Annotated in this window: 13 protein-coding genes and 1 tRNA gene; 9 read left to right on the forward strand and 5 right to left on the reverse strand. The window is 65.7% G+C overall.

Annotation, left to right across the window (positions count from 1 at the left end; genetic code table 11):
- From ACU4IU_RS11820 to ACU4IU_RS11830, 3 genes are read left to right on the forward strand one after another with little or no spacing between them, the layout of a single operon-like run.
- Positions 1-1,509 (forward strand): sodium:solute symporter, encoded by a 1,509-nt coding sequence (locus tag ACU4IU_RS11820; protein WP_446656834.1) that lies wholly within the window; start codon positions 1-3, stop codon positions 1,507-1,509.
- Positions 1,506-2,573 (forward strand): N-acetylmuramic acid 6-phosphate etherase, encoded by a 1,068-nt coding sequence (murQ, locus tag ACU4IU_RS11825; protein ID WP_446656835.1) that lies wholly within the window; start codon positions 1,506-1,508, stop codon positions 2,571-2,573. The genes ACU4IU_RS11820 and murQ overlap by 4 nt, the downstream gene beginning before the upstream one ends.
- Positions 2,570-3,649, forward strand: a complete 1,080-nt coding sequence (locus tag ACU4IU_RS11830; protein WP_446656836.1) for an N-acetylglucosamine kinase — start codon at positions 2,570-2,572, stop codon at positions 3,647-3,649. Before murQ ends, ACU4IU_RS11830 begins: the two co-directional genes overlap by 4 nt.
- A gap of 7 nt (positions 3,650-3,656) precedes the next feature.
- On the opposite strand, the gene ACU4IU_RS11835 is transcribed toward ACU4IU_RS11830, so the two are convergent.
- On the reverse strand, positions 3,657-4,163 hold the full coding sequence (locus tag ACU4IU_RS11835) for an N-acetyltransferase family protein (RefSeq protein WP_446656837.1): 507 nt from the start codon (positions 4,161-4,163) through the stop codon (positions 3,657-3,659).
- A gap of 279 nt (positions 4,164-4,442) precedes the next feature.
- On the opposite strand from ACU4IU_RS11835, the gene ACU4IU_RS11840 reads away from it, so the two are divergent.
- The 4 genes from ACU4IU_RS11840 (at position 4,443) to ACU4IU_RS11855 (ending at position 8,431) form a co-directional block, all read left to right on the forward strand.
- Positions 4,443-6,086 carry a hypothetical protein gene (locus ACU4IU_RS11840; protein ID WP_446656838.1) on the forward strand — a complete coding sequence of 548 codons (1,644 nt, stop codon included), beginning with the start codon at positions 4,443-4,445 and terminating at the stop codon, positions 6,084-6,086.
- A gap of 239 nt (positions 6,087-6,325) precedes the next feature.
- Positions 6,326-7,603: an FAD-dependent oxidoreductase gene (locus tag ACU4IU_RS11845; protein WP_446656839.1), complete on the forward strand. Its 1,278-nt coding sequence runs from the start codon at positions 6,326-6,328 to the stop codon at positions 7,601-7,603.
- On the forward strand, positions 7,600-8,169 hold the full coding sequence (locus ACU4IU_RS11850; protein ID WP_376906057.1) for a GNAT family N-acetyltransferase: 570 nt from the start codon (positions 7,600-7,602) through the stop codon (positions 8,167-8,169). Before ACU4IU_RS11845 ends, ACU4IU_RS11850 begins: the two co-directional genes overlap by 4 nt.
- A 10-nt stretch (positions 8,170-8,179) precedes the next feature.
- Entirely contained in the window at positions 8,180-8,431 is a 252-nt protein-coding gene (locus ACU4IU_RS11855) for a PspC domain-containing protein (protein WP_139468021.1), read from the forward strand.
- 14 nt (positions 8,432-8,445) lie between these two features.
- Here the strand turns inward: ACU4IU_RS11855 and ACU4IU_RS11860 are convergent, their stop codons facing one another.
- The gene (locus ACU4IU_RS11860) at positions 8,446-9,447 is read right to left on the reverse strand and encodes an aldo/keto reductase (RefSeq protein ID WP_259357365.1); all 1,002 of its coding nucleotides are present in this window, start codon (positions 9,445-9,447) and stop codon (positions 8,446-8,448) included.
- 101 nt (positions 9,448-9,548) lie between these two features.
- Here ACU4IU_RS11860 and ACU4IU_RS11865 point away from each other — a divergent pair, with 101 nt between their 5' ends.
- On the forward strand, positions 9,549-10,388 hold the full coding sequence (locus ACU4IU_RS11865; RefSeq protein WP_446656840.1) for a helix-turn-helix transcriptional regulator: 840 nt from the start codon (positions 9,549-9,551) through the stop codon (positions 10,386-10,388).
- Positions 10,389-10,681: 293 nt separating this feature from the next.
- Here ACU4IU_RS11865 and ACU4IU_RS11870 read toward each other — a convergent pair whose 3' ends face one another.
- The 3 genes from ACU4IU_RS11870 to ACU4IU_RS11880 all read right to left on the reverse strand — a co-directional run bounded on the left by ACU4IU_RS11870 (position 10,682) and on the right by ACU4IU_RS11880 (position 12,546).
- On the reverse strand, positions 10,682-11,161 hold the full coding sequence (locus tag ACU4IU_RS11870; protein ID WP_446656841.1) for an RDD family protein: 480 nt from the start codon (positions 11,159-11,161) through the stop codon (positions 10,682-10,684).
- Positions 11,162-11,391: 230 nt separating this feature from the next.
- A tRNA-Lys gene (locus tag ACU4IU_RS11875) sits at positions 11,392-11,464 on the reverse strand.
- A 143-nt stretch (positions 11,465-11,607) separates the two neighbouring features.
- Complete coding sequence (locus ACU4IU_RS11880) at positions 11,608-12,546, reverse strand: hypothetical protein (RefSeq protein ID WP_434591657.1); 939 nt, start codon at positions 12,544-12,546, stop codon at positions 11,608-11,610.
- A gap of 175 nt (positions 12,547-12,721) precedes the next feature.
- On the opposite strand from ACU4IU_RS11880, the gene ACU4IU_RS11885 reads away from it, so the two are divergent.
- The gene (locus tag ACU4IU_RS11885; protein ID WP_248283900.1) at positions 12,722-13,309 is read left to right on the forward strand and encodes a hypothetical protein; all 588 of its coding nucleotides are present in this window, start codon (positions 12,722-12,724) and stop codon (positions 13,307-13,309) included.
- Positions 13,310-13,571: the final 262 nt, after the last annotated feature.

The raw sequence follows: 13,571 nt of genomic DNA on the forward strand, positions 1-13,571 counted from the left end.
ATGCAGATCATCGACCTCCTGGTGATCATCGCCTATCTCGTCGCAACGGCGTGGCTGGGACTGGCACTGAGCGGCAAGCAGAGCAGCCTCAAGGGCTACTTCCTCGGCGGGCGCGACCTGCCGTGGTGGGCCGTCTGCCTGTCCGTCGTCGCCACCGAGACGAGCGCGCTCACCGTCATCGGCATCCCCGTCATGAGCTACCTCGGCGACCTCAACTACCTGCAGCTCGGACTCGGCTACATCCTCGGCCGCGTCATCGTCGCCTACTTCATGCTGCCGCGCTACTACGACGGTGAGATGATCACCGCGTACGCCTACCTGGGCAAACGCTTCGGCCAGTCGACGCAGACCACGGCCGGCGTGACCTTCCTCTTCACCCGACTGCTCGCCGACGGCATCCGCGTGCTCGCCGCGGCCATCCCGCTCAAGGTCATCCTCGACGGGCTCGGCATCCACACGAACTACTTCGTCATCATCGTCGTCCTCTCGCTTGTGACGATCGTGTACACGTTCATCGGCGGCATCAAGGCCGTCGTCTGGGTCGATGTCGCGCAGATGATCCTCTACGTCCTCGGCGGGATCCTCGCGATCATCATCATCTCCGCATCGATCGGCGGCGGATGGCTCGCCGAGGCGGTCGAGGCCGGAAAGACGAACATCTTCGTCTTCGAGGGCAACCCGATCTCTGCGGACACCTCGTTCATCCCGTCGGTGCTCGGCGGCGCCGTGTTCGCGATGGCCTCCCACGGTTCCGATCAGCTCATCGTTCAGCGCCTGCTGTCGTGCCGGTCGAAGCTCGAGGCGCAGAAGGCTCTCATCACCTCCGGATTCGTCGTGGTCGTCCAGTTCGCGATCTTCCTCGCCGTCGGTCTGGCGCTGTGGGCGTACTACGATCACGCACTGCCTGCGGACCTCGGCCTGACTCGCGACGACGAGATCTTCCCGCTGTTCATCATCGAGGGCCTGCCCACGGGAATCTCCGGACTGCTGCTGGCCGGTATCCTCGCTGCCGCGATGTCGACGCTGTCGTCGTCGCTGTCGGCCCTGTCGTCCTCGACGGTCAACGACGTCTACGCGAAGCTCAAGCGCACCCCGATGACCGACGAGCAGGGGTTCAGGGTCGGTCGCTGGGCGACGATCGGCTGGGGGATCGCGTTCATCCTGCCGGCCACGGTCTTCGAATCCGACTCCGGCAACATCGTCATCCTCGCGCTCGGCATCGCCGGTATCACGTACGGCGGTCTGCTCGGTGCGTTCGTCTTCGGCATCGTCAACAAGCGGGCCAGGGCCGTCGACGCGAACATCGCGTTCGCCCTGGCCGTGGCCGTCAACGCGTTCTTCTTCGTCATGGAGAAGTACGTCACCGGTGAGGTGTGGGTGGCGTGGCAGTGGTATCCGCTGCTCGGCGTCATCGTCACCTTCATCGTCGGCGGCCTGCTGGGTCTGCGCCACAAGACCACAGTCGAAGAGCCCACCATCGCCGAGGTGGAAGGAAGCCCCCGTCCATGACCTCCTCCCAGCCGGGCTCAGCCCGCCCGACCTCGCCGACGTCGGAACCGAACCCGCCGACGTCTGAAACGGCACCGCCGGCGGCCGGCCGGCCGCTGTCCCCGACCGAGCAGCGCAATCCGGCCAGCTCCGGCCTCGACGACCTCGACACCCTCGGGGTGCTCAAGGTCCTCAACGCCGAAGACCACGCCGTCATCGACGCGGTGGCCGCAGCCCTGCCGCAGCTGGCCGAACTCGTCGACATTGCCGCTGACTGCATGCGCCGAGGCGGCCGCGTCCACTACTTCGGCGCAGGCACCTCGGGGAGGTTGGGCGTCCTCGATGCGAGCGAGCTCCTGCCGACGTTCAATCTCGAACCGGGCCGGGTCATCGGGCACATCGCCGGCGGCCAGGCGGCACTGGTCAACGCGGTGGAGAACGCCGAGGACTCCGGGGCCGACGGGTCCGCGGCCGGTGCCGAGCTCGGACCCGACGACGTGGCCATCGGCATCGCCGCGAGCGGGTCGACCCCATACGTCGGCGGGGCGCTCGACGCGGCGCGAGCCAACGGCGCCCACGCTGTGCTCATCTCGAACAACCCGCACGCCTCTCTGGCCGACAAAGCTGATGACCACATCGTGCTCGACACCGGCCCCGAGGTGATCACCGGATCGACCAGGCTCAAGGCCGGCACCGCCCAGAAGCTCACCCTCAACGGATTCTCGACCGCGCTCATGGTCGCTCTCGGCCGGACCTGGGACAACCTCATGGTCTCCGTCGTCGCGACGAACGCGAAGCTGCGCGAACGCACTGTGCGCATCCTCCGCGAGGCCGCCGACTTGGGAGACGCCGACGCGCGAGCCCTGCTCGAGCGCTGCGAGGGCGATCTCAAGACCGCCATCGTCGTCTCCTTCACCGAGGCGGCCCCCGCCCTGGCAGCGTCGACCCTGGAGTCCCATGATGGTTCGGTCAGGGCCGCGATCGCCGAGTTTGTCCGGGCGGGCGCATCGTCCGATGCTGGAACCGGCTCCGGACCGGAAGATTCCGGCCAGGACAACCCTGGACCGGGTGCCGTGGGCGCATGAGCCTGATCCTCGGCATCGATGTCGGCGGCACCGGCAGCCGCGCCGCGCTCGGTGAAGTCGGCGACGTATCTGACCAGCGGGGCAATTTCGCCAGCGGAACGCACGCCGCTGCCGGTGCGGGCTCCGCCCCACGTGTCCTCGACAAGATCTCCGGCTCACGCATCACGATCGGGCAGAGTGGCAGCACTGTTCTCGACGTCATCCGAGAACTCGTGAAGTCGGCTGCGGAGACCTGGTCCGGCCGTTTCTCTGAGGTCAGCGGCATCGGCGTCGGTGCCACTGGGATCGCTTCCCTCGCCGCCGATCCAGCCGAGGCGCTCGCCGAGATCTCAGCCGAATTCGGAGTGCCGGCCGTCGCGGCCATCGATGCTGTCACCGCCCACCTAGGTGCGCTGGGCGGTACCGGAGGAGCGATCACCGTGCTCGGCACCGGGGCGATCGCCATCGCCCATCCGGGTCCGGACGCTGACGGCAAATGGACAGCAGACTGGTCACGAGCCGATGGCTGGGGACACCTCTTCGGCGATCGCGGGGGAGGAGCGTGGCTGGGACGTCATGGTCTCGAACTCGCCCTGCGCACACACGACGGAATCGACGAACACGGCCGTGCTTTGCTCGAGGCAGCCACCCGACGCTTCGGCCCACCCGCCTCGTGGCCGGCACAGTTCTATACCCGCAGCGACCGGGCCGGACTCCTCGCCGAATTCGCCGTCGACGTCGCTGATTGTGCCCGGGCCGGCGACACAGCATCTGCCGACCTGCTCCGTGAAGCTGGTCAGGAAGCGGCCCGCAGCGCGCTCGCCGCAGCTCGTTCCGTGCGAACTGACACTGACTCTTCAACGGTAGCCACCGAGGCCTTTCCCACTTCCAACTCCTTGACCCGCATCGCTCTCACCGGGGGAGTCGCGGCCGCCGGCGATCACCTCGTCGAGGGATTCCGCGCCGAAGCCGCACGACTGGATCCGACCATCACCATCGTCGAACCCGCAGGCGGACCATTGGATGGGGCACTCACGCTCGGTCACCTCGGTGCCGGTGGGACACTGGGCGCACAGGACAAGGTCCTCTGGACCTGATTGGGCGTCAGTCGCCCCTGGCCTGCCGCACCATCCGCACCTCGCGCACCCCGTCGTACTCGTCGGTCTTGATGGTGCCGTCGGGGACGAACCCGTTCTTTGAGTAGAACGCCTGGGCGCGGGGATTCGGATCCGCCACCCACAGATGGCAGGTGGTGCCTGGGCCGACGACCGTGTCGAGGAGTTGTTTCCCGACGCCGGAGCCCTGCACGGCTTTGTAGGTGTAGAGAACGAAGAGTTCCCGCTCATCGGGTCGGTCGGTGTCGCGAGAAGGCCCGGACATTGCGATGCCGACGATCCGGCCACTCTGTTCGGCAACGGCGCAGGAGTGAGTTCTCTGATGTGCCTCATCGAGTGCCGACGTCCACATCTGCCGGCGACGGTCGATGAGGTCGGGAGCATCGAGGAGTTCGTCGGGCATGATCCCGCGGTAGGTCTCACTCCAGGTGTCGACGTGGACGCGCGCCATTCCGGCGACGTCGGCAATGACTGCGGGGCGGACTTCAAGTGTCATGAACCGACTCTACCCCCGGGTGCCGATCGTTCGCCGGGCCTACGACCATTCACAACACAAGGTGGAGCTCCGGTCCCCGGCACGAAATATTCACCTGACCTGCATCTGCCGACAAACAGCTGTCCAGCCGGGGCACCCAGGATCGAGAGAGTGAGAGCGAACCGCGAACCAGTCACCTCCGTCGAATCGCCAACCTCCGGCCACCCACTTCCTCAACCGCTCCGGCCGTCACCACCCGGTCCTCGGAGCTCCGGCGGGGGAGCCGTCGCATTCGAGCCGGTGGCAGCACCACCGCCCTCCGGCCTCGAGCTGCCGATGGGCCCGCGTACCCGGTTGTATCGATTCTTCGAGGCCCTGCCGGCGGCGATCAGCTTCACCGCTGTCGGGCTCGTGTTCGTCCTCCCATTCGTCGATGCAATGCTCGGAGCGGTCTATGTGCTCTCGATCGTCGGGCTGATGTTCGTCCGGGCGATGCTCGGGGCGATCGACGTCGCCCGCGGGTTCCTTCGCTACCGACGCAGCGCTCGCGTCGACTGGGCGGCACGCCTGACCGACCTCGAGCGGGCCCTGGACGGTCGCCCTTCCCTGGCGCATCCTCGGGGTGGATTCCGTGCTGCCGACCACGCTGCCATCGTCGCCAAAGTCAGTGCCGATCCGGACTCGATCATGCGACCATCGGCCCTGTTCCACGCGGTCGTTGTGGCTGCGTACAACGAGCCCTACCCGGTCATCGCTGACACCATCCGCACCCTGCTGCACACGTCGACGAAGCCCGAACAGCTCCTCGTCTTCTTCGCCCATGAGGAACGGGGAGGACCGGCTATGGCTGAGACCGCTCGGCGGCTCGAAGCCGAGTACGGCCACCGCTTCGGGGCCTTCGTCCTCGTCGAACACCCGGCCGGATTGCCCGACGAGATCGCCGGCAAGGGAGCGAACATCACGTACGCCGGTCACCTCCTGGCCGAATGGGTCCGTGACGAGGCCATCGACCCGCGTCGGGTGATCGTCACGAGCCTCGACTGCGACAACATTCCGCACGAGTCCTACTTCGACTGTGTTGCCTACGAATATGCGACCGCGCCGGACCGGGAGCGTCTGTCGTTCCAGCCGATCAGTCTCTACATCACGAACATCTGGGACGTGCCCGCACCATCGCGAGTGGTCGCCAGTGCGAACTGCTTCTGGAATCTCACCACCACGGTCCGGCGGCTCGCCCTGCGCAACTTCGCCTCCCACGCGCAGCCGCTGACTGCTCTGGTCGACATGGGCTTCTGGTCGAAGCGGACCATCGTCGAGGACGGTCACCAGTACTGGCGCAGCTGGTTCCACTTCGGCGGGGACTACCGGGTCGTCCCCATCCACGTCCCGATCTTCCAAGACGCGGTGCAGGCAGGGACGTTCAGGACGACCATGGTCGCTCAGTTCAAACAGCTCAGCCGCTGGTCGTACGGCGCCTCCGACGTTCCCTATGTCGGGGTGCGCGTCTTCGCTCCCGGAGCCCGCGCACCGTTCTGGCCCGGAGCCATCCGCTTCTTCTCCCTGCTCGAAGGGCACGTCAGTCTCGCCTCGATCTCGATCATCATCGCCATCGGCGGGTGGATCCCCTTCGTAGTGGCCACGCAGACGGGGCAGGCATCCTCGTTGGTCGAGCGCATGCCGATGACCGTGGGCATCATTCAGCAGATCGGCATGATCGGACTCATCGTCTCCATCATCGTGTTCAATGCGCTGCTGCCTCCTCGGCCGATCCACGTCCCGCGCGAACGCCGCGTGACGATGTGGCTGCAGTGGCTGCTCTATCCGCTCACGCTGCTCGTATTCAATTCCTCGACCGCGCTGTACTCGCAGTGGTGCCTGCTCACCGGCCGCTACCGCGAACGCTTCGACGTCACCGAGAAGATGGCCGGCGGACGCTCCAACTGACCAAGTGCCGGCACATCAACTGGTTCAAAGTGTGAGTGCCCGGATTTCAGGCTCCTCACCTGCACTTTGAACCAGTTGTCACCTCCGTCGCCGAGGCGGTCGGTCGGCTGACCGGAGCGCATACCCTATTTCCGTCGCCCGGTGCGAGGTCTACGCTGGGAACTGAGCCCCAGCGTTCACAGAGTCAACGGTGCCGCCGGTTCTCGGAGCCGCGGTGCCGTCGAGCCGAGGAGAGTGTCATGGCCGACACCGACACCCCACACACTGCCCGCACCGACACCGAGCATTTCGACTGCATCATCAGCGGAGGCGGGCCTGCCGGAATCGTGGCCGGCCTGCTGCTCGCCCGTGGCGGAGTGAAGGTCGTGGTGCTCGAGAAGCACGAGGATTTCTTCCGCGACTTCCGCGGTGACACCATCCACCCGTCCACTCTGCGACTTCTTGACGAGCTGGGCCTCTACCATCGGTTCGCCCGCATCACCCACCGTCAAGTGAGCAATATCAGCCTTCAGGATCGGAACGGCGAGGATTTCATCCTCGGCGACCTGTCGCGGCTGAACACCGCGCACCCTTATATGACCATCGCCCCGCAGTGGGACTTCCTCAACCTGCTCGCCGAGGCGGGAGGGGACGAACCGGGATTCGACCTGCGGATGAGCACAGAGATGTCGTCCCTGGTCTGGGAGGGCGACCGTGTCATCGGCGTCCGCGCGGTCGGGGCCGACGGCGAGACCGAGTTCCGGGCGCCACTCGTCGTGGCCGCCGACGGCCGCTGGTCGAAAGCGCGGGAGGAGGCGCGACTTCCGGTCCGCGAACTGCATTCCGGGATCGACGTGTGGTGGTTCCGGATCGACACCGAGGCGGAGCTCCCCGATTCCGTGGCACCTCGCTCACACGACGGCAGCGTCTTCGTCGCGATTCCGCGCGACGGGCACGTGCAGATCGCCCGGCTCATTCCGAAGGGAGAGGACGCACGATTCCGGGCGGAGGGTGCCGAGGCGCTCCGCAGCGCGGTAGCCGGAACCTTCCCCGCCCTCGCCGAGGATGTCGCTGGAATCGAGATGGACGAGGTGAAGCTGCTCGACGTGCGTCGAAACGAGGCACCGAGGTGGTTCGTCGACGGTCTGCTGTGCATCGGCGACGCGGTGCACGCGATGAGTCCACTCGGCGGAGTCGGCGTCAACCTTGCCGTCCAGGACGGCATGGCCACGGCTCGACTGCTCGCCGACTCGCTGCGCACCGGCGAAGTGCCGATTCGGCAGCTGCGACAGGTCCAGCGCAGACGCCTGCTGACGACGAAGGCAGTCGAACTGCTGCAGGGCGGCATCCACCGGATGATCGAACCCGTCGTCCACCACGGCGGCGACATCCGCCCGTCGGCGCCGTTGGAATGGCTGCTGAGGACCTTCCCCGCGCTCACCGTGGTGCCGGCGCGTATCCTCGGCATGGGAATCACCGCAGAACACGCCCCGGATTTCGCGCGACGCGAGGAACCGACCTTCGACGGAGCCCGATGAGCGAAACCCTGAGATTGCGTCCCTTGGCTCCCGCCGATGAAGCGGTGCTGAGGGGCTTCCATGAGCAGCTGCGCGCCGACGACTTCGCATTCCTCCAAGCCGAGGGCACATGGGACGACATCATCACCACCCACGAGCGCGAGGCTAGGGGAATCGATCTCCCGCCGGGCCGAGTACGCGCGGAATTCCTCGTCGCCGAGGTGGACGGGCGACCCGTGGGTCGCACCTCCATCCGATACGAACTCAACGACTTCCTGTTCGATTTCGGCGGGCACGTCGGATATGCAGTCGCCCCGGAATTCCGTTGCCGAGGATACGCCCAGCAGATCCTGTCCCGCTCGGTCGAACGTCTGCGATCGGCCGGAGTCGAGAGCGTGCTCGTCACGTGCGATGAGACGAACATCGCCTCGGCAAGTGTGATCGAACGGTGCGGGGGAGTGCTCGAGGACGTGCGCGAAAACAGTGACGGACCGCCGAAGCGGCGTTATTGGATCGGCGCGGATTCCGGTTTTCCTCAATCGGCCTCGACGGTCAGCACTAGTGCCGCGGTGACGGCGGATCCGTAGAGTCGAAGACATGAACTCACTATTCGACTCCATCCGCAGAATCGGTTTCCGTCGCGGTCCCGACCGCATCCTCGGCGGTATTGCCGGGGGCCTCGCCGAGGTGACCGGCATCAACGTCTGGATCATGCGGCTCATCGTCCTCGCCTCGTTCCTCCTCCCCGTACTCGGAATCGGCGCTTACCTCGTCGCGTGGATCCTCACTCCGTGGCAGGACAACTCGATCCCGCTGCAGCAGGTCTTCGGCGGTCGCTCGATCGAGTGACACGCCTGAGCTGATCAGCGTTCGCTGTCCAGCTGCGCCATAAGCGCACTCGGGTAGCGATCGCCACGTACCTCGGTTCTGGAGAGGACCTCGTCGATCTCTGCGAGATCAACTGAACTCAGCTCCACCTCGGTGCTGCTCAGTGTCGCTCGTACCTGCTGGACGGTGCGCGAACCGACGACGGGGACGATGTCCTCACCCTGTGCTGCGACCCAGGCGATCGCCAGCTGGGGCAGCGTGATCCCCTTCGCCGAGGCGACCGAACCCAATGCCGATATGATCGTTTCGTTGTGTTCGAGGTTCTCCCCTTGGAAGCGGGGGAACATCGCTCGATTCCCGCCGGTCTTGCCCGCGAACAGTCCCTTCGCCAGCGCCCCGTAAGCAGTGATGCCGATTCCGAGCTCGCGGCAGGCGGCCAGGATCCCATTGGACTCGATGGAACGGGTGAGCAGTGAGTACTCGATCTGCAGGTCGCTGATCGGAGCGACCGTTGCCGCCCTGCGGATCGTCTCCGCACTGACCTCGCTCAATCCGATCGACCGGACGTACCCGGCCTCGACGAGTTCGGCGATAGCCCCCACGGTCTCTTCGATAGGGATATTCGGGTCAAGGCGTGCCGGCCGGTAGACGTCGACATGATCTGCGCCGAGACGTCGCAGCGAGTAGGCAAGGGAGTTTCGGATTGCATCGGGGCGCGAGTCGAAGCCGATGAAAGATCCGTCAGGTGAGAGCACGGCCCCGAACTTGACCGAGAGGATGACGTCGTCACGGCTGCGCTGGCTCAGCGCACGGCCGATGAGCATCTCGTTGTGGCCTGCTCCGTAGAAATCGCCGGTGTCGATGAGGGTGCCTCCGGCGTCGAGGTAGGTGTGGATGGCGGCGATTCCCTCAGCGTCAGAGGTCGGGCCGTAGGCACCGGACATACTCATTGCGCCGAGGCCGGGCGATGTGGCGATGGGTCCTGCGGTGCCCAGTCGGCGATGGTCGATGGTCTGCGAATTGTTTTCAATAGTCATGTCAATGAGTCTGCTCGCATTGAGCGTCGGCGAGAATGCACTGTCGATCCAGGGACAAGTTGTCCCTGGCTGCTGTCGGGCAGCAGGCAGATAATGGGGCGATGACTGATCGTTCGGGCCTCGCCGATTTCCTCCGCCGTCGCCGCGAGAGCCTGCGACCCGAAGACGTCGGTGTGGGCACCACGGTTCGCCGGCGCACGCCGGGACTCAGACGTGAGGAAGTGGCGATGCTCGCGGGCGTCTCCGTCGACTACTACTCCCGCCTCGAACAGGGCAGAGGAGCGACGCCGTCGGCCGGAGTCGTCAGCGCCGTCGCCCGTGCGCTGCAGTGCGACCGGGACCAGCGCGATCACCTGCTGCATCTCGCAGGACACCCGGTCCCGCCGCGCAGTTCGGACGGGCATATTCGGCCCGGGCTCATCGCCGTGGCGAATCGGCTCGTCGATGTGCCGGCCGTCATTGTCACCGACCTCGGCGAGGTCGTCTGGCGGAACCCGATGGGGCGTGCTCTGTTCGGCGATCTGCCGGAGGAGCCGGGACGTGAGAGGAATCTGATCTGGAAGTGGTTCGAGGACCCGGAGTCACGGCCGATGCCCGAAGAGGACTGGGACAGGATCTCGGCGACACATGTGAGCGATCTGCGGGCGACATACGCCAAGCGGTCGGGTGACCGGCGCGTGCGGGAGTTCATCGCCGACCTCATCGACATCAGCGAGGAGTTCGCCGGACTGTGGGAGCGGCACGACGTCGCGGTTCGCCATTCCGACATCAAAGCGATCGCCCACAAGGACGTCGGTCGACTCGATTTCCGGTGCGAAGTGCTTCTCACTCCCGACGATGACATCTCGCTGCTTGTCTTCTTGCCTCTCGAAGGCACCGAGACAGCGGGTCGTTTGGAGCTGCTCGGTGTCGTCGGGACACAGACTCTGGCCTCGGGGTGAGGTGCGGACCGAGTCAGTACTCGCGGGGAGCACTGCCGACCGATACGCAAGAATGAGGGCATGAGCGAAAGCGAGCCCTCCGCACCGACCGATCGCTACCCGGCCGCCGACGAATGACAGGCGGTCGACAGGTACTTCACTGACACTCTCGTCGGTGAAGACGACGCGCTCATTGCCGCACGCAGGTCAGGTGCTGCGACGTCAATGCCCAATGCCGAGGTCGCAGCCAACCAGGGAGCGTTCCTCGGACTCATCATCGCGCCCCGACGGTGAACCGTACCCGAGAGTCGGAGCTACCAGACCTGTGGAGCCCTGCGGTAATAGACGTCGATCGGATCCAGGTCCAGCGTCGGTGCGTCGAAGATCGTCCAGATGAGGAGAACGACCGTGACCGGGAAGAACGCGATCGCCAGATAACGCGTCATACCCCTCCAGAAACCGACGCGTCGGCCGCTGTGCTTAAGCGTGACGACTCCGCACAGCGCCTGGCCGGGGGAGACGGTGCAGCCGTAGAGAACGCCGAACACCAATGCCATCAGCGGATAGCTGATAAGAGCAACTTTCGTGGCATCGTCGATCGAGATGATATTCACCGCGGCGAGGGCCAGCGCGATGCCGATGAGCATTCCGGTGAAGAAGAGGACGAGGACCGCATCGAGGATCCTCGCCCACCAACGCCGAACCGATGGCGCCGGGGTCAGCGGACCGCGGTTGCGCCAAGGACCAGAGCCGTTGACGGCGAGCCCAGTTTGGGCGCGGTAGTTCGAACTCATTGTGCGTATCCTTCTCGCTGCTGACCGGTCGATGACTCCGACTCTATGCGGTTGCCGGCCCGCAGAGGGTGTTCGTCAGGCAACATCCTGTGCCAGTTCCGGTACAACCCTTCTCGACCGTCCGCGGTCAGTGGGAGAACTGAATCGTCTGCTGAAAATCTGCTGGAAATGATGCACCCCCGAAGCTCGCAGCTTCGGGGGTGCTATGTATCATGCCTGGTCAGGCTAGGTGGGCCCCGTGGGGATCGAACCCACGACCCGCGGATTAAAAGTCCGCTGCTCTACCAACTGAGCTAGAGGCCCCGCCCCATCACAAGCGCAGTACACAGGCCTGCTGACGCATGATGGAGACGAACCAATAGTAGAGGTTCGCGCCCGAATTACTCAAACCAGAACCCGCCGTCGGGAGGGAGTCCGTCGACTCCCTCCCGACGAAGCCCCGCGGCTCACTTCTCCAGGCCGCGCCGATCCTCAGCGGTGTACGTACGAGGCAGACCGTCCGGAGCCTCGAGCTCCTCGGGATCCGTGGGCTCGATGACGTCGGACTCGATGGCCTTGTTCTTCTTGACCTTCCCGAGCAGGGCACGGATATTGCTCAGGCCCGCGAGCAGCTTCCGATCCTTCTTCGGCGCAACGTACTCGGGGTCGGTCTCGATGGGGAAGACCGTCGGCGCAGCACCGAAGGCCTCCTTCGATTCCCCAGCGACCTTCCGCGCCATCTGCGCATTCACCACGGCACCGATGACAGCGCCGACGCCGAAGGGCAGCAGCCGACCGACCAGCGATCCGCCGGCACGGGCGGCGAACTTGCGGATGAATGTCTTGCGCAGCTTGCGCACGAGCAGATCGACCAGCGGGGCCGGCAGCTGCTTGGTCACGGTGGCGCCCCAGCTGCCGAACATCGACTCCACGCCGCCGTTCTGCTTGCCGAACTTCTGGATGAGGTTCTTCCCGTCCTTGCCCAGCATTAGGCCGAGGACCAGGGCGTTCGCCCGCTTGGCATCGGCCACCGGCAGTCCGTGGATCTCTGCGATGGCCTGCGCAAACAGTGCAGTGCCTTCCAGGAAGCCAGCGGTCTCGACGCTGGCGACACCCAGCGCGGCCGTCGTGCCCAACCCCGGAACGGCGGCGGTCGCACCGACCGCGGCTCCGCCCGAGGTCGTCAGGGTCAGATAGTGCCGGCGAATGATCGTGATGAGCTCTTCGGGGGTCGCGTCCGGATGCCGGCGGCGCAGACTGCGCACATAAGCCAGGGCGACGGGCCGCTGCACGGACAGCAGACGCGACAACATCGACTGGGCGCGGGGATTGAGGGTCCCATCGTCATTGACTGCCAACTTCGCAGCCTTGTCGAGACCCTTCTTCGCCACTGATGATTTTGCCACGAGAGTTCCTCCTCGTTTCGGTCACTCGCGACTGCCGGTCGCAGTCACGAATCAGACCCAAGTTTAATAGCGTCCGTTGTGAGTCCCGGGAGCAGAACCTGACCGTGCGGCGAAAGCCCGAATGTGCTCCACGTCCTAGTCCGCGCACCCTGACAGGGACTAAACTGCCCTGACCATGTCACAGCGCGCATTCCACCGTCCCGTTCCCCTGGCCGACCTCGACTCCGTCGGTGCCGTCGACGATCCCGTCGCCCGTTCGGAGACCTCGCACGCCACCGCGGCACTGCTGCTCGGCGATGCAGAGGGAAACCGCGACGAGGCTGCCACCAGGCGCTTCGTCGAACTCGCCGATGACATCGGCTTCGAGATCATCGCCGAGATGTGGTCAGCCGCTCCCGCCGTCTCCGCACCCGGCGCACTGTGGCGCCTCTACGCCCTGCGCCAATGGATCAAGTCCTCACCTCGCGAACTCGCCGAGATGTTCTCCGACGGCCAACGCCGCGTCACCGAGGGCATCGGCTACGACGAGATCCTCGCCGGCGTCGAACTGCCCGCCGGACCCGACGAAGTGGCCCACGCCATCGACGAGATCCTCGTCGGCGCCTTCCGCGGTGACGTCGTCATTGCGCTGCTGCGCGCCTCCGCCTTCGTCGGCATCTGCGCGGCAGGCGCCGACGACCACGACACCGCCGTCCGCCTGCGCCAGCTCTCCCAAGACCTGTCCGACGCCGCGGTCGCCCATCGCCGAGGCGGCCTCGACTGATCCTCAGCTCGCCGGCAATCCCCTCGCCGAGGCGGCCCCGCCCGACCGAATGAGCGCGGTCCCCGTAGGGACCGGATATTCCCGCCCGACCACGACATCGACTGTGAGATTCTCAACGGACGAAGAGCCGCCTCGGCGGTGGATTCATGAGCATGAACGAGTATCGTAGGGGGTGGCCTTCGGGCCACCGGACGCTGGATCGCTGAAGCCCCGGGCTCCAAATTCAGCCGCTTCGAGCGGCCTTCCGCCGAGAGGCGCTCTC

The sequence above is a fragment of the Brevibacterium sp. CSND-B09 genome (genome assembly GCF_052906525.1).

Excerpts from the sequence above, each read along its gene's own strand:
- ACU4IU_RS11820 (WP_446656834.1), top strand. The coding sequence starts at position 1 with ATGCAGATCATCGACCTCCTGGTGATCATCGCCTATCTCGTCGCAACG.
- murQ (WP_446656835.1), top strand. The coding sequence starts at position 1,506 with ATGACCTCCTCCCAGCCGGGCTCAGCCCGCCCGACCTCGCCGACGTCG.
- ACU4IU_RS11830 (WP_446656836.1), top strand. The coding sequence starts at position 2,570 with ATGAGCCTGATCCTCGGCATCGATGTCGGCGGCACCGGCAGCCGCGCC.
- ACU4IU_RS11835 (WP_446656837.1), bottom strand. The coding sequence starts at position 4,163 with ATGACACTTGAAGTCCGCCCCGCAGTCATTGCCGACGTCGCCGGAATG.
- ACU4IU_RS11845 (WP_446656839.1), top strand. The coding sequence starts at position 6,326 with ATGGCCGACACCGACACCCCACACACTGCCCGCACCGACACCGAGCAT.
- ACU4IU_RS11850 (WP_376906057.1), top strand. The coding sequence starts at position 7,600 with ATGAGCGAAACCCTGAGATTGCGTCCCTTGGCTCCCGCCGATGAAGCG.
- ACU4IU_RS11855 (WP_139468021.1), top strand. The coding sequence starts at position 8,180 with ATGAACTCACTATTCGACTCCATCCGCAGAATCGGTTTCCGTCGCGGT.
- ACU4IU_RS11860 (WP_259357365.1), bottom strand. The coding sequence starts at position 9,447 with ATGACTATTGAAAACAATTCGCAGACCATCGACCATCGCCGACTGGGC.
- ACU4IU_RS11865 (WP_446656840.1), top strand. The coding sequence starts at position 9,549 with ATGACTGATCGTTCGGGCCTCGCCGATTTCCTCCGCCGTCGCCGCGAG.
- ACU4IU_RS11870 (WP_446656841.1), bottom strand. The coding sequence starts at position 11,161 with ATGAGTTCGAACTACCGCGCCCAAACTGGGCTCGCCGTCAACGGCTCT.
- ACU4IU_RS11885 (WP_248283900.1), top strand. The coding sequence starts at position 12,722 with ATGTCACAGCGCGCATTCCACCGTCCCGTTCCCCTGGCCGACCTCGAC.